The organism is Pseudomonas sp. LSJ-87, from assembly GCF_032971465.1.
Classification (GTDB): domain Bacteria; phylum Pseudomonadota; class Gammaproteobacteria; order Pseudomonadales; family Pseudomonadaceae; genus Aquipseudomonas; species Aquipseudomonas putida_Z.
This window is the reverse complement of the sequence record NZ_JAWJYQ010000001.1, coordinates 450,251-470,443: the sequence shown is the minus strand read 5'-3', so window position 1 is coordinate 470,443 and position 20,193 is coordinate 450,251. Positions and strand designations below refer to the sequence as shown.

19 protein-coding genes and 1 pseudogene are annotated in these 20,193 nt (G+C 64.0%); 11 read left to right on the top strand and 9 right to left on the bottom strand.

Annotation, left to right across the window (positions count from 1 at the left end; genetic code table 11):
- Nucleotides 1–16 precede the first annotated feature (16 nt).
- From RYH74_RS02020 to coaBC, 3 genes and pseudogenes are all read right to left on the bottom strand, one after another.
- Nucleotides 17–1,384 (bottom strand): annotated as a pseudogene (locus RYH74_RS02020) (phosphomannomutase/phosphoglucomutase); the annotation flags it as partial.
- A gap of 144 nt (nucleotides 1,385–1,528) precedes the next feature.
- Entirely contained in the window at nucleotides 1,529–1,984 is a 456-nt protein-coding gene (gene dut / locus RYH74_RS02015; RefSeq protein ID WP_015272329.1) for a dUTP diphosphatase, read from the bottom strand.
- Nucleotides 1,985–1,989: 5 nt separating this feature from the next.
- Nucleotides 1,990–3,201, bottom strand: a complete 1,212-nt coding sequence (coaBC, locus tag RYH74_RS02010) for a bifunctional phosphopantothenoylcysteine decarboxylase/phosphopantothenate--cysteine ligase CoaBC (RefSeq protein ID WP_003253409.1) — start codon at nucleotides 3,199–3,201, stop codon at nucleotides 1,990–1,992.
- 128 nt (nucleotides 3,202–3,329) lie between these two features.
- Here coaBC and radC point away from each other — a divergent pair, with 128 nt between their 5' ends.
- Nucleotides 3,330–4,010, top strand: coding sequence for a RadC family protein (gene radC / locus RYH74_RS02005; RefSeq protein WP_025341108.1), 681 nt, complete (start codon nucleotides 3,330–3,332; stop codon nucleotides 4,008–4,010).
- A gap of 123 nt (nucleotides 4,011–4,133) precedes the next feature.
- Here the strand turns inward: radC and RYH74_RS02000 are convergent, their stop codons facing one another.
- Entirely contained in the window at nucleotides 4,134–5,741 is a 1,608-nt protein-coding gene (locus tag RYH74_RS02000) for an ABC transporter substrate-binding protein (protein WP_317408888.1), read from the bottom strand.
- 361 nt (nucleotides 5,742–6,102) lie between these two features.
- Here RYH74_RS02000 and rpmB point away from each other — a divergent pair, with 361 nt between their 5' ends.
- Nucleotides 6,103–6,339: a 50S ribosomal protein L28 gene (gene rpmB, locus RYH74_RS01995; RefSeq protein ID WP_003258972.1), complete on the top strand. Its 237-nt coding sequence runs from the start codon at nucleotides 6,103–6,105 to the stop codon at nucleotides 6,337–6,339.
- A 10-nt stretch (nucleotides 6,340–6,349) separates the two neighbouring features.
- Entirely contained in the window at nucleotides 6,350–6,505 is a 156-nt protein-coding gene (rpmG, locus tag RYH74_RS01990; RefSeq protein WP_003253507.1) for a 50S ribosomal protein L33, read from the top strand.
- Between the two features lie 170 nt (nucleotides 6,506–6,675).
- Here the strand turns inward: rpmG and RYH74_RS01985 are convergent, their stop codons facing one another.
- On the bottom strand, nucleotides 6,676–7,035 hold the full coding sequence (locus tag RYH74_RS01985; protein WP_003258971.1) for a cupin domain-containing protein: 360 nt from the start codon (nucleotides 7,033–7,035) through the stop codon (nucleotides 6,676–6,678).
- A gap of 196 nt (nucleotides 7,036–7,231) precedes the next feature.
- Between RYH74_RS01985 and RYH74_RS01980 the strand changes: the two genes are divergently transcribed.
- Nucleotides 7,232–8,725 (top strand): aldehyde dehydrogenase, encoded by a 1,494-nt coding sequence (locus RYH74_RS01980; protein WP_013974786.1) that lies wholly within the window; start codon nucleotides 7,232–7,234, stop codon nucleotides 8,723–8,725.
- Nucleotides 8,726–8,926: 201 nt separating this feature from the next.
- Nucleotides 8,927–10,066, top strand: coding sequence for an MFS transporter (locus RYH74_RS01975; protein WP_025341105.1), 1,140 nt, complete (start codon nucleotides 8,927–8,929; stop codon nucleotides 10,064–10,066).
- Nucleotides 10,067–10,186: 120 nt separating this feature from the next.
- On the opposite strand, the gene RYH74_RS01970 is transcribed toward RYH74_RS01975, so the two are convergent.
- Together RYH74_RS01970 and RYH74_RS01965 are read right to left on the bottom strand one after the other, a co-directional pair.
- Nucleotides 10,187–11,743, bottom strand: coding sequence for a phospholipase D family protein (locus RYH74_RS01970; RefSeq protein WP_317408887.1), 1,557 nt, complete (start codon nucleotides 11,741–11,743; stop codon nucleotides 10,187–10,189).
- Between the two features lie 60 nt (nucleotides 11,744–11,803).
- On the bottom strand, nucleotides 11,804–13,234 hold the full coding sequence (locus tag RYH74_RS01965) for a PLP-dependent aminotransferase family protein (protein ID WP_170929250.1): 1,431 nt from the start codon (nucleotides 13,232–13,234) through the stop codon (nucleotides 11,804–11,806).
- A gap of 178 nt (nucleotides 13,235–13,412) precedes the next feature.
- Here RYH74_RS01965 and RYH74_RS01960 point away from each other — a divergent pair, with 178 nt between their 5' ends.
- Nucleotides 13,413–13,643 (top strand): DUF1127 domain-containing protein, encoded by a 231-nt coding sequence (locus tag RYH74_RS01960; RefSeq protein ID WP_085615949.1) that lies wholly within the window; start codon nucleotides 13,413–13,415, stop codon nucleotides 13,641–13,643.
- A 150-nt stretch (nucleotides 13,644–13,793) separates the two neighbouring features.
- Here RYH74_RS01960 and RYH74_RS01955 read toward each other — a convergent pair whose 3' ends face one another.
- Nucleotides 13,794–15,086, bottom strand: a complete 1,293-nt coding sequence (locus RYH74_RS01955) for an FAD-binding oxidoreductase (protein ID WP_317408886.1) — start codon at nucleotides 15,084–15,086, stop codon at nucleotides 13,794–13,796.
- 199 nt (nucleotides 15,087–15,285) lie between these two features.
- Here RYH74_RS01955 and RYH74_RS01950 point away from each other — a divergent pair, with 199 nt between their 5' ends.
- Nucleotides 15,286–15,639 (top strand): YkgJ family cysteine cluster protein, encoded by a 354-nt coding sequence (locus RYH74_RS01950; protein WP_274078277.1) that lies wholly within the window; start codon nucleotides 15,286–15,288, stop codon nucleotides 15,637–15,639.
- Nucleotides 15,640–15,641: 2 nt separating this feature from the next.
- On the opposite strand, the gene dadR is transcribed toward RYH74_RS01950, so the two are convergent.
- Nucleotides 15,642–16,130, bottom strand: a complete 489-nt coding sequence (gene dadR / locus RYH74_RS01945) for a transcriptional regulator DadR (RefSeq protein ID WP_003258963.1) — start codon at nucleotides 16,128–16,130, stop codon at nucleotides 15,642–15,644.
- A gap of 156 nt (nucleotides 16,131–16,286) precedes the next feature.
- Between dadR and dadA the strand changes: the two genes are divergently transcribed.
- The 4 genes from dadA to RYH74_RS01925 all read left to right on the top strand — a co-directional run bounded on the left by dadA (nucleotide 16,287) and on the right by RYH74_RS01925 (nucleotide 20,030).
- Nucleotides 16,287–17,591, top strand: coding sequence for a D-amino acid dehydrogenase (gene dadA, locus RYH74_RS01940; RefSeq protein ID WP_013974779.1), 1,305 nt, complete (start codon nucleotides 16,287–16,289; stop codon nucleotides 17,589–17,591).
- 148 nt (nucleotides 17,592–17,739) lie between these two features.
- Nucleotides 17,740–18,813, top strand: a complete 1,074-nt coding sequence (gene alr, locus RYH74_RS01935; protein WP_075046753.1) for an alanine racemase — start codon at nucleotides 17,740–17,742, stop codon at nucleotides 18,811–18,813.
- Nucleotides 18,814–18,922: 109 nt separating this feature from the next.
- Nucleotides 18,923–19,471, top strand: coding sequence for a cupin domain-containing protein (locus RYH74_RS01930; protein WP_013974777.1), 549 nt, complete (start codon nucleotides 18,923–18,925; stop codon nucleotides 19,469–19,471).
- Between the two features lie 154 nt (nucleotides 19,472–19,625).
- Nucleotides 19,626–20,030 carry a c-type cytochrome gene (locus RYH74_RS01925; RefSeq protein WP_038408395.1) on the top strand — a complete coding sequence of 135 codons (405 nt, stop codon included), beginning with the start codon at nucleotides 19,626–19,628 and terminating at the stop codon, nucleotides 20,028–20,030.
- The last annotated feature ends 163 nt before the right edge of the window (nucleotides 20,031–20,193 follow it).

The following is a 20,193-nucleotide window of genomic DNA, read 5'->3' as shown; positions in this document are numbered from 1 at the left end:
AGGAACAGATAGTCGGTCAGAACGGCAGTTGCAGCTCAGGCTCAACCCGCAGCAACTGGGTACGGAAAACATCCTTGATACGTTGCAATTCGGCGTCGCTGTCGGCCTCGAAGCGCAGCACCAGCACCGGGGTGGTGTTGGAGGCGCGAACCAGGCCCCAGCCGTGGGGGTAGTCCACCCGCACACCGTCGATGGTGGTCAGGTTGGCTTCGCCCCAGTCGGCGTCGCGTTGCAGTGCATCAATGATGCTGAATTTACCCTCGTCGGTCACATCAATATTGATTTCCGGCGTGGAAATATCGTTCGGGAACGCGGCGAACAGGTTTTCGGCGCTCTGCCCGGCCTTGCTGAGGATCTCCAGCAGGCGCACGGCGCTATAGATGCCGTCGTCGAAACCGTACCAGCGTTCCTTGATGAAGATGTGACCGCTCATCTCGCCGGCCAGCAGCGAGCCGGTCTGCTTCATCTTCTTCTTGATCAGCGAGTGACCGGTCTTCCACATCAGAGCGCGGCCGCCGTGCTGCTCGATCAGCGGGGTCAGGCGACGGGTGCATTTGACGTCGAAGATGATCTCGGCGCCCGGGTTGCGCGACAGCACGTCCTGGGCAAACAGCATCAGCAGGCGGTCTGGGTAGACGATGCTGCCGGTGTTGGTCACCACGCCGACGCGGTCGCCGTCACCGTCAAAGGCCAGGCCGATATCGGCGCCGGTTTCCTTGACCTTGGCGATCAGGTCTTCGAGGTTTTCCGGCTTGCCCGGGTCCGGATGGTGGTTGGGGAAGTTGCCGTCGACTTCGCAGAACAGCGGGATCACTTCGCAGCCCAGGGCTTCGATCAGTTGCGGCGCGACCACGCCGGCGGCACCGTTGCCGCAGTCCACGACCACCTTGAGCTTCCTGGCCAGCTTCACGTCTTCAACGATCTGCTGGAAGTAGCGGTCAAGGATCTCGACCTTTTCCACGCGGCCTTCGGCGCGGGTCAGGTCGTTGGTTTTCAGGCGCGTCAGCAGGGCCTGGATCTGTTCGTTGGCCAGGGTATCGCCAGCGATGACGATCTTGAAGCCGTTGTAGTCCGACGGGTTGTGGCTGCCGGTCAGCATCACACCGGACTTGCCGGCCAGCACGTTGGCTGCGTAGTACAGCGCCGGGGTGGGTACCAGGCCGACGTCGCTGACTTGGCAGCCGGCATCGACCAGGCCCTTGATCAGCTGTTCGACCAGCATCGGGCCGGACAGGCGGCCATCGCGGCCGACCGAAACCTGCGGTTCGCCCTGGGCCAGGCTCTGCGCGCCGATGGCGCGGCCGATCCAGTAGGCGGTTTCGGCGTGAAGGGTCTTGCCGACCACGCCGCGAATGTCATACGCGCGGAAAATGCTGTCTGGCAGTGCGGCGGGTACCAGGTGGGCCATGTCGTTCATCTCTGGAAGCTCCATTAGTCAAAGGCTTTCTGGGCAGGCGCAAACTGAACGCTTGGACGGTGGTTTCGCCAGAGAGTTCGCCATCCTTGGCCTGAACGGTCATTTCTCGGCTCAGTGGCTGCCGGAATGACCAAAGCCGCCAGCACCGCGCTGGCTTTCATCGAACGCTTCGACGATATCGAAATGGGCCTGTACCACCGGTACCAGCACCAGCTGGGCAATGCGCTCGCCAACGGCGATGGTGAACGGGGTGTTGCCGCGGTTCCAGCACGACACCATCAACTCGCCCTGGTAGTCCGAGTCGATCAGCCCGACCAGGTTGCCCAGCACGATGCCGTGCTTATGGCCCAGGCCCGAGCGCGGCAGGATCACCGCCGCCAGGCCCGGGTCGCCGATGTAGATCGACAGGCCGGTGGGGATCAGCAGGGTCTGGCCTGGCTCGAGGACGGTGTCTTCCTTGAGCAGGGCGCGCAGGTCCAGGCCGGCGGAGCCGGGGGTGGCGTACTGCGGCAGGGGGAATTCGGTGCCCAGGCGTGGGTCGAGGATCTTGGCTTGAAGAGCGTGCATGTAACTTATTGAACCTGATTGAGCCGTTCGGCGATGAAGGCGACCAGTTGCCGGGCAATCTTGCCCTTGCTGGTCTGCGCGAAGAGGGTCTGGTGCTGCTGGCGGTCGATCACGGTCAAGGCGTTTTCCTCGCTGTTGAAGCCGATGCTGGGGTTGGCCACATCATTGGCGACGATCAGGTCGAGGTTCTTGTCCTTGAGCTTGCGCGTGGCGTAATCGAGCAAGTGTTCGGTCTCGGCGGCGAAACCGACGCTGAACGGGCGGTCGGCGCGGCCAGCGATGGTGGCAAGGATATCGGGATTGCGCACCATCTGCAGCAGCATGCCGTCGCCGGTCGTAGGATCTTTCTTCAATTTTTGCGTGGCAACGACTTCCGGGCGGTAGTCCGCAACCGCCGCAGAGGCGATGAACAGGTCGCACGGCATGGCCGCTTCACAGGCCGCGAGCATGTCCCGCGCGCTGACCACGTCGATACGGCTGACCCGGTCGGGGGTTGGCAGGTGCACCGGGCCAGTGACGAGGGTCACCCGAGCCCCGGCTTCGGCGGCCGCTTCGGCCAAGGCGAAGCCCATCTTGCCGGAGCTATGATTGGTGATGTAGCGCACCGGGTCGATGTTTTCCTGGGTCGGGCCGGCGGTGATCAGTACGTGCTTGCCGGTCAGTGCCTGGCGCTTGAAGCTTTCCGCGGCACACCAGGCCAGGTCGGTGGCTTCGAGCATGCGGCCCAGGCCGACATCGCCACAGGCCTGGCTGCCGGACGCCGGGCCGAACACCTGGATGCCACGGCTCTTGAGCAGTTCGAGGTTGGCCTGGGTGGCCGGGTCGCGCCACATGGCCTGGTTCATGGCCGGGGCCACGGCAACGGTGGCATCGGTAGCCAGCACCAGGGTGGTCAGCAGGTCGTCGGCCATGCCCTGGGCCATGCGCGCCATGAGGTCGGCGGTGGCCGGGGCGATCAGCACCAGGTCGGCCCACTTGGCCAGTTCGATGTGGCCCATGGCCGCTTCGGCGGCAGGGTCGAGCAGGTCCATGTGCACCGGGTGGCCCGACAGCGCCTGCAGGGTCAGCGGGGTGATGAACTCTGCACCACCACGGGTCATGACGACGCGCACCTGCGCGCCGTGCTCCAGGAGTCGGCGAATCAGTTCGGCGCTTTTGTAGGCGGCAATGCCGCCACCCACGCCGAGAACGATGCGCTTGCGATACAGCCGCTGCATAGGCTTGCCTTTTTCCAGTGAGAGCGGGCGGCGACGTTTGAAAATGCCTGCGGCAGAACGTCGCATGTACGAGGCGAAATAGATTAACACAGGGCCGAAATGGGCCGCAGCAAGGGCAGAGGGACGGGATGAATATCAGGGAGTGGCCGGCTGAAGAGCGGCCGAGGGAGAAGTTGCTGCAGCGTGGGGCCGGAAGCCTGACGGACGCGGAATTGCTGGCTGTATTTCTCGGCTCAGGTGTGCGTGGGCGCAATGTCGTGGAGCTGGCGCGAGGTCTGCTCGTGAAGTTCGGGGGGTTGCGCCAGTTGCTGGAGGCCGACCGTGAGGCTTTCGTCGGCGAGCTTGGGTTGGGCCCGGTGAGGTTCAGCCAGCTGCAGGCGCTGCTGGAGATCGGGCGCAGGCACCTTGCAACTTCGATTGAGCGTGAATCCGCGATGGACAGCCCGGCAACGGTGAGGCGCTATTTGAAAGCGATGCTGCGACATGAAGTCAGTGAGGTGTTCGGATGCCTCTTTCTCGATACCAAGCACAGGCCGTTGGCGTTTGAGATCCTCTTCCGAGGCACGATAGATCGGGCCAGCGTCTACCCGCGGGAAGTGGTGCGGCGGGCATTGCTGCATAACGCAGCGGCCTTGATCCTGTGCCACAACCACCCCTCGGGCAACAGTGAGCCCAGCCAGGACGATGTGCACTTGACCCTGTCGCTGAAGCGGGGGCTGGCGTTGATCGATGTGCGGGTGCTGGATCACATCATCATCGGTGACGGGGAGCCGCTGTCGATGGTCGAGCATGGCTGGATTGTGGCTTAGGCACTTGTGCTGCCTGTCCCGGCCCTTTCGCGGGTAAACCCGCTCCCACAGGGAAAGTGCCATGTTGAAAGTTGGCGCGGTCCCTGTGGGAGCGGGTTTACCCGCGAAGAGGCCGGTGCAGGCTTACTTGCTCACTGACACCTTGCTGAAATCCAGCCGCCCGAACGGGCTCACCTGGTACCCCTCGACCCCTTGGCGCAGTAGCGTCGCCGCCGTGGGGTGTGCCAGCGGCACCCACAGCGCCTGCTGCTGGATCAGCGTCTGTGCCTGCTGGTAAAGCCGGCTGCGCACACTCTGGTCGTTGGTGGTGCGCCCGGCGCTGATCAACTGGTCCAGGCGGCTGTCGCAGAAGCGTGCGAAGTTGGTCCCCGACTGCACCGCTGCGCAGGAAAACTGCGGGCTGAGGAAGTTGTCCGGGTCGCCGTTGTCACCCGCCCAACCCATGAACAGCAAGTCATGCTCGCCCGCCTTGGCGCGGCGGATCAGCTCGCCCCACTCGATCACGCGGATCTCGGCCTTGATGCCAATCTTGGCCAGGTCGGCCTGCAGCATCTGCGCACCGAGGCTGGGGTTGGGGTTGAGCAGGCTGCCCGACGGGCGGGTCCAGATCGTGGTGCTGAAGCCCTCGGCCAGGCCGGCCTTGGTCAGCAGGGCCTTGGCTTTCTTCAGGTCCAGCGGGTAGCCGGGCAGGTCCTTGGCGTAGCTCCAGGTGTTGGGCGGGTAGGGGCCGTTGGCGGCCACCGCGGAGTCTTCGAACACGGCCTTGAGGTAGGCCTGTTTGTCGAAGGCCAGGTTGATGGCCTGGCGCACTTCCGGCTTGTCCAGCGGTGGGTGCTGGCTGTTGATGGCGACGAAGGCGGTCATGAACGCCGGGGTGGTGGCCACCTTGAGGTTGCCGTCCTTGCCGGCTTCGGCAATGTCCAGCGGCTTGGGCGACAACGCGACCTGGCACTCGCCGCGCTTGAGCTTCTGCAGGCGCACGTTGGCATCGGTGGTGATGGCGAAGATCAACGGGTCGACCGCTGGCTTGCCGGCGAAGTAGTCGGGGTTGGCGCGATAGCGCACCACGGCGTCCTTCTGGAAGCGCTGGAAGATGAACGGCCCGGTGCCGACCGGCTGGCTGTTTAGCTTCTCCGGCGTACCGGCCTTGAGCAGTTTGTCGGCGTACTCGGCGGAGTAGATCGAGGCGAAGCCCATGCTCAGGGTGGCCAGGAAGGTGGCGTCCGGGTGGCTGAGGGTGAAGCGCACGGCGTTCGGTGCCGGCGCCTCGATTGCCTTGATCAGGCTGCCCAGTTGCAGCGACTGGGCATGCGGGTAGCCGCCCGGTGCAGTCTTGTGCCAGGCATGGGCGGGGTAGAGCATGCGCTGGAAGCTGAACAGCACGTCGTCGCCGTTCAGTGCGCGGCTTGGCTTGAAGTAGGCGGTGGTGTGGAATTTCACGTCATCGCGCAGGGTGAAGTCGTAGATCAGGCCGTCGGCCGATACCGTCCAACTGGCCGCCAGGCTCGGCACCACCTTGCCTTGCGCCGCGTCGAACTCCACCAGGCGGTTCATCAGCACATCGGCCGTGGCGTTGGTTGTGGTCAGCGAGTTGTACTGCACCACGTCGAAGCCTTCGGGGCTGGCCTCGCTGCAGACGCTCAGCGGGGCGGCCTGGGCAACGCCGGCGGCGAACAGGGTGCCTGCGGCGAACAAGGAGTTGAACAATAAGGAAAGGGCGGCAGCACGCATAGTGGCTCCTTGGCTGTCAGTGGCCCATCTGCCAGTGCAGTCTGGAAAAGGCCTACCCTAGTGTGCCCGTCGGGAAATGACCACACCCTTTTTTACAAAATTGGCGACGGGCGGTCGACGGCTGGCGGGGCCTGCCGCTATGCTGGCCCGGCGCGTTCCGGCTCGTGACAATGTGCATCTAATGTTGTTGCGGCCAAGTCTTTCTGGTATAAAGCAGCGCTCTTTTCTAGGGGCTCGGCCTGTCGCATCAGCGGATCCGGTCGATAAGACCTCCAGAATCACGGCGCCTAGGCGCCAAAGACTGAGAGATTAAGCGGCCAACCCATGCCGGGTTGGGCATGTGGTTTTAGAGGGCTGAGTCATGTCGAGAGTCTGTCAAGTTACTGGTAAGGGTCCAGTAACCGGGAACAACATTTCCCACGCAAACAACAAAACCCGTCGTCGTTTCCTGCCGAACCTGCAGCACCACCGTTTCTGGGTTGAATCCGAGAAGCGTTTCGTGCGTCTGCGCGTATCTGCCAAAGGCATGCGCGTTATTGACAAGCGTGGTATCGACGTAGTGCTGGCCGAGCTGCGCGCTCGCGGCGAAAAGTTCTAAGGAGAACGTCATGCGTGAATTGATCCGTCTGGTTTCGAGTGCTGGCACTGGCCACTTCTACACCACCGACAAGAACAAGCGCACCACTCCGGACAAAATCGAGATCAAGAAATACGATCCGGTTGTTCGCAAGCACGTGGTGTACAAGGAAGCCAAGATCAAGTAATTGATCGGCGACCTGAAAAAAACCCGCGTCCGAAAGGACGCGGGTTTTTTTATGCCTGTTCGGGCCTCTTCGCGGGCTTGCCCGCTCCCACAGGGATTTCACTGCTCTCAGGGGCTGTGATGTACCTGTGGGAGCGGGCAAGCCCGCGAAGAGGCCGGCACAGCCTCAAATCATTTCTGCTCGAACATCACATAGATCTTGCGGCAAGGCTCCAGCACCTCCCAGGTGCCCTTGAAGCCGGCCGGGATGACAAACCGATCACCGGCACGCAGGGTCTTGGCTCCGCCATCCTGGTCACGCAGCACCGAAACGCCCTGGACGATCTCGCAGTACTCATGCTCGGTGTAGTTCACCGTCCACTGCCCCACCTCGCCTTCCCACACGCCCGCGGCAAACTGCCCGCAGGGGCTGGAATAATGGTTATAGACCGCCTGGTCGGGCTCGCCCTTGAGGATTTTTTCCGCCGCCGGGCGGTAGCGTTCGGCCTCGGTAATGACCTGCGCGAAGTCGATGATGCTGTCGATGCTCATGGTTCGGCTCCTGTTGTTGTTTAATAAAATGCACATGAGTAGGCTTTTGAGCCATTCGTGTCAAATATATTGATAGTTTACACGGGCTGGTTTAGGGTGTCGGTAGCCAAAATGCCCTCGACGCTTGGGCAGAATTCTGACAACGCCTGTGAGTCCTCAGTGCGGCGTTGCACCTATACAAGAGGAGGAGTTTCGTATGACCACCCTGACTCGTGCGGACTGGGAACAACGTGCCCAGCAACTGAAGATCGAAGGCCGTGCCTTCATCAACGGCGAATACACCGATGCCGCATCCGGTGAAACCTTCGAGTGCCTGAGCCCGGTCGACGGACGCTTCCTGGCCAAGGTTGCCAGCTGCGACCTGGCCGATGCCAACCGCGCTGTGGAAAACGCCCGTGCCACCTTCAACTCCGGCGTGTGGTCGCAGCTGGCCCCGGCCAAGCGCAAGGCCAAGCTGATCCGCTTCGCCGACCTGCTGCGCAAGAACGTCGAAGAGCTGGCGCTGCTGGAAACCCTGGACATGGGCAAGCCGATCGGCGACTCCTCCAGCATCGACGTACCTGGCGCGGCCAATGCCATTCACTGGACTGCCGAAGCCATCGACAAGGTCTACGACGAAGTCGCCCCGACCCCGCATGACCAGCTCGGCCTGGTCACCCGCGAAGCGGTGGGTGTGGTCGGTGCCATCGTACCGTGGAACTTCCCGCTGCTGATGGCTTGCTGGAAGCTCGGCCCGGCCCTGGCCACCGGTAACTCGGTAGTGCTCAAACCGTCCGAAAAATCGCCGCTGACTGCCATTCGCATTGCCCAGTTGGCCATCGAAGCCGGTATCCCGGCTGGCGTGCTGAACGTGCTGCCAGGCTACGGCCACACCGTGGGCAAGGCCCTGGCCCTGCACATGGACGTCGACACCCTGGTATTCACCGGTTCGACCAAGATCGCCAAGCAGCTGATGGTTTACGCGGGCGAATCGAACATGAAGCGCATCTGGCTGGAAGCCGGTGGCAAGAGCCCGAACATCGTCTTCGCTGACGCTCCGGACCTGCAAGCTGCCGCCGAAGCTGCCGCCAGCGCCATCGCCTTCAACCAGGGCGAAGTGTGCACCGCCGGCTCGCGCCTGCTGGTCGAGCGTTCGATCAAGGACAAGTTCCTGCCGATGGTGGTCGAGGCCCTGAAAGGCTGGAAGCCAGGCAACCCGCTGGACCCACAGACCACTGTCGGTGCCCTGGTCGACACCCAGCAGATGAACACCGTGCTGTCGTACATCGAGGCTGGCCACAAGGACGGCGCCAAGCTGCTGGCCGGCGGCAAGCGCACCCTGGAAGAAACCGGTGGCACCTATGTCGAGCCGACCATCTTCGACGGCGTGACCAACGCCATGAAGATCGCCCAGGAAGAAATCTTCGGCCCGGTGCTGTCGGTGATCGCCTTCGATACCGCCGAAGAAGCCGTCGCCATTGCCAACGACACGCCGTATGGCCTGGCCGCTGGCATCTGGACCTCGGACATCTCCAAGGCCCACAAGACCGCCCGTGCCGTGCGCGCTGGCAGCGTCTGGGTCAACCAGTACGACGGCGGCGACATGACCGCGCCGTTCGGTGGCTTCAAGCAGTCGGGCAACGGCCGTGACAAGTCGCTGCATGCGCTGGAGAAGTACACCGAGCTGAAGGCGACCTGGATCAAGTTGTAATCCCAGGGGGCCGCGTTGCGGCCCAATCGCCGGCAAGCCAGCTCCCACAAGTTACTCGCAGCCCTTGAGGCCAGTGCCGTACCTGTGGGAGCTGGCTTGCCGGCGATGGGCTGCACAGCAGCCCCAAAAATAGCCGGGTCGGCTCACGCTGCCCCGGCTTCGTCGTTTTTGCTGTTCAAGAATTCTGCCTGGGAGGCTGCAATGCGTTGGGGTACCTACTTCGCCGTACTGGCATCGGTGCTAAGCGTCGGGCTGGCACTCGGCGTGAGCATGCCGCTGGTATCCCTGCGCCTGGAGGCCTGGGGCTACGGCAGCTTCGCCATCGGCGTGATGGCCGCGATGCCGGCGCTGGGCGTGCTGGTAGGTGCCAGCCTGGCCAGCCGCCTGGCCGGCTGGGTCGGCGTGCCCTCGGCCATGCGCCTGTGCCTGTGGGGCGGGGCGCTGTCGATTGGCCTGGTCGCACTGCTGCCCAGCTACCCGCTGTGGCTGCTGTTGCGATTGCTGATCGGTATGTCGCTGACCGTGGTGTTCATACTCGGCGAAAGCTGGATCAACCAGCTGGTGGTCGAGCAATGGCGCGGCCGCCTGGTGGCGCTGTATGGCAGCAGCTATGCCCTCAGCCAGCTGGCCGGGCCGCTGGTGCTGGGCTTTCTCGGCTCGGATGACGACTTCGGCTTCTGGGCCGCCACCGGCCTGCTGCTGGTGGCGCCGCTGATTCTTCTGGGCCGTGGCGGGGCACCCAGCACAGAGGCCTGCAGCGTCACCTTCGGCGATCTGTTTGCCTTCTGCCGGCGCTTGCCGGTGATCGCCTGGGCCATTGCCCTGTTTGCCTCGTTCGAAGCAATGATCCTGACCTTGTTGCCGGTGTATTGCCTGCAACAGGGCTTCAGCACCGAAATCGCCCTGTTCATGGTCAGTACCGTGGTGGTGGGCGATGCGGTGCTGCAACTGCCCATCGGTGCGCTGGCCGACCATATGTCGCGGCGCGCTCTGTTCACCGGCTGTGCGGTGACCCTGCTGGTATCCAGCCTGGCGATTCCGTTGCTGCTGCATACACCGGCGATCTGGCCGCTGTGGGTGCTGTTCGGGGCCAGTGCGGGGGGCTTGTTCACCTTGTCGCTGGTGCTGATTGGTGAGCGCTACCGGGATGATGCGCTGGTACGGGCCAACGCCCATGTGGCGCAGCTGTGGGGTATTGGCTGCCTGCTTGGGCCGCTGCTGGCCGGGGCAGGCAGCCAGTGGATCAGCGGGCATGCGTTGCCGTTGCTGATGGCTGCGGGGGCTGCGGGGTTGGTGGTGTTGACCCGGCGGCGCGGGGCCTTCGAGCCTGCCTCTGCCTGATGGTTTTTTGGGGCCGCTTTGCGGCCCATCGCCGGCAAGCCAGCTCCCACAGGTTCTCCATAGGCCTTGAATGCTGTGCAGTGCCTGTGGGAGCTGGCTTGCCGGCGATGAGGCCATCAGCTACAACATCTTCTCCAGGCCAACCGCCTTGCTGATCCAGGCATTGAACCGCCGCCACATCCCGCCCGGTTCGGATGTAAGCATGCGCCGCCTGCCATTTTCCTCGGTCACCCACACCATCTGGTTACCCACCAGCGTCGGCTGATAGCTCAAGGCCGGGGCCATGCCCTGTACCGCCAGCGCGCGGGTGTACTCGGCCAGCTCCGGGCTGTCCACCAGCACCCCGACCTCGGTATTCCACAACACCGAACGCGGGTCGAAGTTGAACGAGCCGATGAAGGTCTTGCGCCGGTCGAACACGATCGCCTTGCTGTGCAGGCTCGAGTCCGAGCTGCCATGGAAGCTCACGCGGTGCTGCGCGCTGGGGTCGCCGGGTTGGCGGCGCAGCTCGTACAGCTGCACGCCATGCTCCAGCAGCGCCCGCCGATACGGCGCATAGCCGCCATGCACCGCCGGCACGTCGGTGGCTTCCAGCGAGTTGGTCAGCAGTTTGACCGAGATACCCGCGTCGGCGCTGTGGGTCAGGTACAGCAGGCCGGACTCGCCGGGTACGAAGTACGCCGATACCAGGATCAGCTCGTGTTGCACCTTGCTCAAGTCAGGGGCCAGTTGCTGGGTCAGCAGCAGTTGCGGGTCCGGTTCGTCATCGGCCAGCACCTTGCTCGGCGCATCCCATAGCGCCTGGGCATGGGCCCAGATAAGCTCGTTGCGCCACACATCCAGGCGCGGCTGCGACTGGTAGGCCATCAAGCGGTCATACAGGGCTTTGCGCTGGGTCCTGGCTTCGGCGAGTGAAATTTCCAGGCGGTGGCGGCTGGCGCGCAGGTCGCTGGCATCCGGGTCGCGCCAGAGAAAGTCGGTAATCGGCCGGCTCAGGGCGCTGTTCCAGTACTGGTCGAAGCTGTGGCCGAGCTGTTCGGCCACCGGGCCGACGCCCAGCAAGTCGATGTCGGTGAAGTTGAGGTTGGGTTCGGCATCGAAATACTCATCGCCCAGGTTGCGTCCGCCGACGATGGCCATGCTGTTGTCCACCAGGAACAGCTTGTTGTGCATGCGTCGGTGCTGGCGCGACAGGTTGAACAGGCGGCCCACTGCGCGCGTCACGCCGGTGCTGCGGCCCAGGTGCAGCGGGTTGAACACGCGTATCTGAATGTTCGGGTGGGCATCGAGGGTGCCCATGATGACGTCCAGGCCGTCGCTGGTAGTGTCGTCGAGCAGGATGCGCACGCGTACGCCACGGTCGGCGGCGCGCAGCAGTTCATGCACCAGGGCGCGGGTGCTGAGGCCATCGTGGACGATGTAGTACTGCAGGTCGATGCTCGCCTGGGCGTTGCGGATCAGTTCGGCACGGGCGCGGAACGCCTCGTTGCTGTTGGGCAGCAGGCGAAAGCCCGAGCGGCCGCCGTAGGGCGCGGCCTGGCGCAGAACCGAACGGCCGAAGGCCGAGTCGTTGGCAGGCAGCGCCTGGCTGGTTTCGCGGGGCGTGCCGACGCTGGCGCAGCCGGCAAGGCCGAGCAGTAGCACCAGCAGCAGAGGCAGGGCTCGCTGGAGTCTCAAGGGTGGATCGTCCTGTGCGGCAAAGGCTTGATAGGTTGGACCGTGGCGGGCGGCGCAAAGTTACGCGCCGGCGCTTTCTTCATCCAGTAGACGAAGGGCGGTTTCACCAACCTTGCGCACGGCGGCTTCGATCTGCGGCGTCGGCCGCGCGGCGAAGTTCATGCGCAGGCAGTGGCGGAATTTGCCCGAGGCCGAGAAGATGCTGCCCACGGCAACCTGTACGTCCTGCTCCAGTAAAGCCCGGTTCAGGCGCAGCGTATCGAAATGTTCGGGTAATTCCACCCACAGCATGAAGCCACCTTGCGGCCGGCTGACCCGGGTGCCCGCCGGGAAGTAGCGGGTCACCCAGTCGCTCATCAGGTCGCGGCCACGCTGGTACTGGCTGCGCATGCGCCGCACGTGGGGTTGGTAGTGCCCGCCGGCGATGAAGTCGGCAATGGCCAACTGCGGCTGGCTGGCCGTGCTGCCGGTGCTGATGTACTTCATGTGCAGCACCCGCTCCAGATAACGACCGGGTGCCACCCAGCCTATCCGCAGGCCGGGGGCGAGGGTCTTGGAGAACGAACTGCAAAGCAGCACGCGGCCGTCGTCGTCAAACGACTTGAGGGTGCGTGGGCGCGGGTAGGTGTAGGCCAGGTCGCCGTACACATCATCTTCGAGGATCGCCACGTCGTAGCGCTGTGCCAGGCTCAGCAGGGCTTTCTTGCGGGCCTCGGGCATGATGTAGCCGAGCGGGTTGTTGCAGCTGGGGGTGATCTGGATGAGCTTGATCGGCCACTGCTCCAGGGCCAGCTCCAGCGCCTCCAGACTGATACCAGTGACCGGGTCGGTGGGGATTTCCAGGGCTTTCATGCCCAGGCCCTTGAGGGTCTGCATGGCGCCGTGGAAGCTTGGGGAGTCGACCGCGACGATATCGCCCGGCTCGCACACCGCGCGAATGCTGCATGACAGCGCCTCATGGCAGCCGGTGGTTATCACCAGGTCGCCCGGGCCCAGGCGGCAGCCGGAGTCGAGCGTCAGCCGGGCCACCTGTTCGCGCAGGGCCAGGTTGCCGTGGATGTTGTCGTAGTAGAGGCCGGGCATGTCCTGCCGCCGGCTCAGCTGGGCGAGGCTGCGCAGCAGTGGCTTGAGGGTTGGGCTGTCGATGTCGGGCATGCCGCGGCCGAGCTGGATCACGCCTTGGCGTGGGGTGCTGCGCACCAGTTCCAGCACCTGCTCCCATTGCGAGATGTCTACCGGGCGCTGGGCCGGGCGGCTGACGGCGGGCAGGGCTGGCAGGTGGCGGTGGTCGTTGACGAAGTAGCCGGACTTGGGCCGGGGCGAAACCATGCCGCTGTCTTCCAGCATGCGGTAGGCCTGCTGCACGGTGCTCAGGCTGACCCCGTGCTCCACACTCAGGGCGCGCACTGACGGCAGGCGCTGGCCGGGGCGATAGAGGCCCTGTTCAATGCGCGCACCGAGCAGCTCGGCGAGGTTCAGGTAAAGGGTCACGGCATACTCCTTCGCTGCAATAGCGTGGCGACCGGTACAGTTGCGCTGAAAATACAGCATTCAGTCGGCCTGCGGCCAATTCTGTATGGGAATAATAAGGCTGTATTGGATCTGTATTGCCGGTGCTGTCGACGCGCATGCTTTCTCCACGGTATCAACTGAACGAGAGGATGCGGTGATGGGTGGCATGAGCGATGTGCGCTTGCAACTGTTGGCCAAGGAACTGGAGGCCGGGCAGCAAGCCAAGGTGTTCAACGCGCCGGAAGGGTTGGGGCGTTGGGGGCTGATGCTGCATCGCTGGCACACCCGCAGGGCGCTGCTGCAGTTGACCGATGACGAGTTGCGCGATGTCGGGCTGAGCTGGGAGCAGGCCCGGACCGAGGGGCGTAAGCCCTTCTGGAAGGACTGAAGCTCATACCGGTTTTTGAAGCCTGTACAGTCCCTGTGGGAGCGGGCGTGTCGAGGCGTCGAACCGCCGCGAAACAGGCGACGCGGTGGCTGGCACCGGCTTCGCCGGTGTTCGCGGGCATGCCCGCTCCCACAGGGCAGGTGCGGTGGCTCAGATCAGCTCTTTCAGGCGATGCCACAGCATCCCCAACGCCAGCAGCGGCGAGCGCAGGTGCTGGCCGCCGGGGAAGGTGATGTGCGGCACCTTGGCAAACAGGTCGAACCGCCCGCTTTCCTGGCCGCTGATGGCTTCGCCGAGCAGGCGCGCAGCCAGGTGGGTGGCATTGAGCCCATGCCCGGAGTAGGCCTGGGCGTAATACACGTTCGGCTGGCTGGCCAGGCGGCCAACCTGCGGCAGGCGGTTGGCGCCGATGCCGATCATGCCGCCCCACTGGTAGTCGATGCGCACGTCGGCCAGTTGCGGGAATACCTTGAGCATCTTTGGCCGCATGTAGGCGGCAATGTCCTTCGGGTCGCGGCCTGAATAGTGGCAGGCTCCGCCGAACAACAGGCGCTGGTCGGCGGACAGGCGGTAATAGTCCAGTGCCACGCGCTGGTCACACACCGCCATGTTCTGCGGCAGCAGCGAACGGGCACGTTCCTCGCCCAGCGGCTCGGTGGCGATGATGTAGCTGCCGGCTGGCAGCACCTTGCCGCCCAGTTCGCGGTTGAGGTCGTTGTGGTAGGCGTTGCAGCACAGCACCAGAGTCTTGGCGCGTACCCGGCCCTGGGCGGTGTGTACCTGTACTTCCGGGCCGTAGTCGATGCGTGTGACCTCGGACTGCTCGAACAGCTTCACGCCCAGGCGGCTGGCCACGGCAGCCTCACCCAGGGCCAGGTTGAGCGGGTGCAGGTGCCCGGAGCCCATGTCGACCAGCCCGCCGACATAGCAGTCGGCACCGACCACGCTGTGGATATCGTCCTTGCCGACCAGGCGCAGTTCATGTGCGTAGCCGAGGCTGCGCAGTTCTTCAGCATCCTCCGCAAAGCCCAGCAGTTCGGCGGGTTTGTTGGCCAGGTCGCAATAACCCCAGGTCAGGTCGCAAGCGATGGCATGCCTTTCGACCCGCTCGCGGACGATCTGCACGGCTTCCAGGCCCATCAGTTTCAGGCTGCGCACGCCTTCCTCGCCGATGACCGGGAGGAATTGTTCCAGGCCGTGGCCGACGCCACGGATCAGTTGCCCACCATTGCGCCCGCTGGCGCCCCAACCGAGCTTGCGCGCTTCCAGCAGGATGACCGAGAAGCCGCGTTCGGCCAGTTCGATGGCGGTGTTCAGGCCCGAGTAGCCGCCGCCGACGATGCACACGTCGACGCTGTGCTCGCCTTGCAGGAAGGAGTGGTCGGGGTGTGGCGCGCTGCTGGCGGCGTAATAGGAGGCGGCGTGCTGCGCGCTGTGGATCATTGGGCAGGTCCTGAGGCTGTTGGGCTGAGAGGGAGGAGGATAAGCCGTGGCTTTGGGGAGGGGCAACCGGCCTCATCGCCGGCAAGCCAGCTCCCACAGGGTCCGCGTGGCACTTGAGACCGGCGGTGTACCTGTGGGAGCCGGCTTGCCGGCGATTGGCCCTATAATCCAACCTCAGCTCTCAAACTTGTACCTTGCCATGTCCTGCAACCGCCACAAGATCCACTTCCTGCGCGAACTCATCCCTTCCTTCGAGTGCGAGCCCGGCTGCCACGATTGCTGCGGCCCGGTCACCACTTCGGCGGAAGAAATGGCCCGCCTGCCGCGCAAGTCCCAGGCCGAGCAGGAAGCCGCCCTGGAGCGCCTGGACTGTGTGCACCTGGGCCCCAACGGCTGCACGGTGTATGAAGAGCGCCCGATGATCTGCCGCCTGTTCGGCACCACTCCGCGCCTGGCCTGCCCGCGTGGCCGTGGCCCTGAACAGATGATCGAGCCCGCTGCCGAGCAGCTGGTCCACCAGTTCATTGCCACTACCCGCCAGGTGCTGGTCTGACTTCAGTCCGGGATCGGCAGGCAAAGGCTCTCCTTCACCTCTTCCATCACGATGTAGCTCTTCGATTCGCGCACGTGCGGCAGCTTCAGCAGGATGTCGCCGAGCAGCTTGCGGTACGAGGCCATCTCGGAAATACGCGCCTTCACCAGGTAGTCGAAGTCGCCTGAAACCAGGTGGCATTCCAGTACGTGGGGCAGTTTCAGCACCGCGCGGCGGAACTCCTCGAAGGTGTCGCCCGATTTGTAGTCGAGGCTGATTTCCACGAACACCAGCAGGCTGCCCTTGAGGTGCTGTGGGTTCAGGCGGGCGTTGTAGCCCATGATGATGCCCTCGCGCTCCAGGCGGCGGACCCGCTCGGTGCAAGGGGTGGTGGAAAGCCCAACTTTCTCGCCCAGTTCGGTGAAGGAAATACGCCCGTCATTCTGCAGGATACGCAGGATGTTACGGTCGATCTTGTCCAGTTCACGCTTGCTCTGGTGCTGGGTTCTCATAGGGGATGCCCCTCCGTGAAAGGCGATTTTGCCGAGAATTCTCGCCAATAATAGGCTTTTATATAGTGAATTGCACTGCCTTCAAATTCCTATACTGCGCGCATTCATGCCATTTCAATAAAAGTCTGCGGCGCGCCGCGTGCGAGGGATAAAACGATGCGAGTTCTGGTACTTGGTAGCGGTGTGATCGGAACCGCCAGTGCCTACTATCTGGCCCGGCAAGGTTTCGAAGTAACGGTGGTCGATCGCCAGCCGGCGGTGGCCATGGAAACCAGCTTTGCCAACGCAGGCCAGATCTCGCCCGGCTATGCCTCGCCCTGGGCCGCCCCAGGCGTGCCGCTGAAGGCCATCAAATGGCTGCTGGAGCGCCACGCGCCCTTGGCCATCAAGCTCACCGGCGACGTCGACCAGTACCTGTGGATGGCACAGATGCTGCGCAACTGCACCGCCAGCCGTTACGCGGTGAACAAGGAGCGCATGGTGCGCCTGTCCGAGTACAGCCGTGACTGCCTCGACGAACTGCGCGCCGAAACCGGCATCGCCTACGAAAACCGCAGCCTGGGCACCACCCAGCTGTTCCGTACCCAGGCCCAGGTGGATGCCGCGGCCAAGGACATTGCCGTGCTGGAGCAGTCCGGCGTGCCTTACGAGCTGCTCGACCGCGACGGCATTGCCCGCGTCGAGCCGGCCCTGGCTGGCGTCAAAGACATCCTGGCCGGCGCCCTGCGCCTGCCAAACGACCAGACTGGCGACTGCCAGCTGTTCACCACCAAGCTTGCCGAAATGGCCGTGAAGCTGGGCGTGGAGTTCCGCTTCGGCCAGGACATCCAGCGCCTGGACTTCGCGGGTGACCGCATCAATGGCGTGTGGATCGACGGCAAGCTGGAAACCGCCGACCGTTACGTGCTGGCGCTGGGCAGCTACTCGCCGCAGATGCTCAAGCCGCTGGGTATCAAGGCCCCGGTGTACCCGCTGAAGGGCTACTCGCTGACCGTGCCGATCACCAACGCCGACATGGCCCCGACCTCGACCATTCTCGACGAGACCTACAAGGTCGCCATTACCCGTTTCGACAACCGTATCCGCGTCGGCGGCATGGCTGAAATTGCCGGTTTTGACCTGTCGCTGAACCCGCGTCGGCGCGAAACGCTGGAGATGATCGTCAACGACCTTTATCCTCGCGGCGGTGATCTGAGCCAGGCCAGCTTCTGGACCGGCCTGCGCCCGGCGACCCCGGACGGCACGCCGATCGTCGGCGCCACTGCGTTCCGCAACCTGTTCCTGAACACCGGTCACGGTACCTTGGGCTGGACCATGGCGTGCGGCTCCGGTCGCCTGCTGGCCGACCTGATTGCGCGCAAGAAGCCGCAGATCAGTGCCGAAGGCCTGGACATTTCCCGTTATGGCAACAGCCCGGAAGTGGCCAAGCACGGGCAGACTGCGCCGGCTCACCAGCAGTAAGTTCGCCTGTACCGGCCTCTTCGCGGGCTCGCCCGCTCCCACAGGAACACCACAGATATTGAAAACTGTGCAGTACCTGTGGGAGCGGGCGAGCCCGCGAAGAACCCAACACCGTTTTCAACCTGTGAACCACCATAAGGCAGCCGCCATGCGTCCCGCCCGCGCCCTGATCGACCTCCAGGCCCTGCGCCACAACTACCGTCTGGCCCGTGAACTGACCGGTGCCAAAGCCCTCGCCGTGATCAAGGCCGACGCCTACGGCCACGGCGCCGTGCGCTGTGCCTTGGCCCTGGAGGCCGAAGCCGACGGCTTTGCCGTGGCCTGCATCGAAGAAGCGCTGGAGCTGCGCGCCGCCGGTATCAAGGGCCCGGTGCTGCTGCTGGAAGGCTTCTTCGAAGCCAGCGAACTGGCCCTGATCGCCGAGCACGACCTGTGGTGCGTGGTGCACTCGCTGTGGCAACTGGAAGCGATCGAAAAGACCCAGCTGCACAAGCCGCTCACCGTCTGGCTCAAGCTCGACAGCGGCATGCACCGCGTCGGCCTGCACCCCAAGGACTACCACGAGGCCTACCAGCGCCTACTGGCCAGCGGCAAGGTCTCGCGCATCGTGCTGATGAGCCACTTCGCTCGCGCCGACGAACTGGATGCCGACGCTACCGCCCAGCAGATCGCCGTGTTCGAGGCCGCTCGCCAGGGCCTGGCCGCCGAGTGCAGCCTGCGCAACTCCCCCGGTGTGCTGGGCTGGCCGCAGGCCCCCAGCGACTGGGTGCGCCCGGGCCTGATGCTGTACGGTGCCACACCGTTCGAAGTGGCCCAGGCCGAGGCCGAGCGCCTGCAACCGGTGATGACCCTGCAATCGCGGGTGATCAGCGTGCGCGAGCTGCCTGCCGGCGAGCCGGTGGGCTACGGCGCCAAGTTCGTCAGCCCACGGCCAACCCGCGTTGGTGTGGTTGCCATGGGCTATGCCGATGGCTACCCGCGCCAGGCGCCCAACGGTACCCCGGTGCTGGTCGCCGGCAAGCGCACCCAACTGATCGGCCGGGTGTCGATGGACATGCTCAGCATCGACCTGACCGACGTGCCGGAAGCCACCGTCGGCAGCCCCGTCGAACTGTGGGGCAAGCATGTGCTGGCCAGTGAAGTGGCGGCGCACGCGGGTACCATTCCATACCAGATTTTCTGCAACCTGAAGCGGGTACCTCGGGACTACGTCGGCGAATGACACGCTGAAGCGGACAGGTTGAGGGGCGGTGTGTTGTAAATACTGAACGGCATTGCCATGATATCGTTCACATCCACCCCTCTTTCCACCGTTTCAGGAGGCTCCAGCTTTGGACGTCGGCGAACGACTGCAAGCCATCCGCAAGCTCAAGGGCCTGTCCCAGCGTGAACTCGCCAAGCGTGCCGGCGTGACCAACAGCACCATCTCGATGATCGAGAAGAACAGCGTGAGCCCGTCGATCAGCTCGCTGCGCAAGGTGCTGAGCGGCATTCCCATGTCCATGGTCGAGTTCTTCTCGGTCGAACTGGAACCTGAAAGCCCCACGCAGATCGTCTACAAGGCCCATGAGCTGATCGATATCTCCGACGGTGCGGTGACCATGAAGCTGGTCGGCAAGTCGCACCCCAACCGTGCCATCGCCTTTCTCACCGAGGTGTATCCACCGGGTGCCGACACGGGGGCCGAAATGCTTACCCATGACGGCGAAGAAACCGGCATCCTGCTCGAAGGCCGCCTGGAGCTGGTGGTCGGCAACGAGATCTTCATCCTTGAAGAGGGCGACAGCTACTACTTCGAAAGCACCCGCCCGCACCGCTTTCGCAACCCGTTCGACCGCCCGGCGCGGCTGATCAGTGCGGCGACGCCTTCAAACTTTTGATCCAGCGCAGTGCATTGATTCGGCAATACCCCTTTCCTGTGTGGGGTCGTTTCACGGCCTCTGGGTTCCCGCTATACTTTTCAACGCTCGCCGATCCGTGGCCGCGAGCGTGATTAGCCACCATGAGGGTGTTCGCGTGAACCAAATCAAGAAGATGCTGGCCGTACCAGCAGCCGTATTCGCCCTCTGGGCAATGAGCGCAACCGCTGCGACCAATGATGACATCGCCAAGCGCCTGGAGCCGGTTGGCCAGGTGTGCGTCCAGGGCCAAGAGTGCAAAGGCATGGAAGTGGCCGCCGCCGCAGGTGGCGGTGGTGCCAAGACGCCGGACGAGATCATCGCCAAGCACTGCAATGCCTGCCATGGCTCCGGCCTGCTCGGCGCACCGAAGATTGGCGATACCGCGGCGTGGAAGGAACGCGCCGACCACCAGGGCGGCCTGGACGGCATCCTGGCCAAGGCCATTACCGGCATCAACGCCATGCCACCGAAAGGCACCTGCGCGGACTGCTCGGATGACGACCTGAAAGGGGCGATCAAGAAGATGTCCGGGCTGTGAGAAACAGCTGAATTGCATGAGGCCCGCCATTGATGGCGGGCTTTGTTTTTGTGGTGCCTGTGCCGGCCCTTTCGCGGCTAAAGCCGCTCCCACAGGTACAGTGCAGGCTTCAAGGGCTGTGGGGACCCTGTGGGAACTCGCAGGTACAGCACAGGACTCAAGG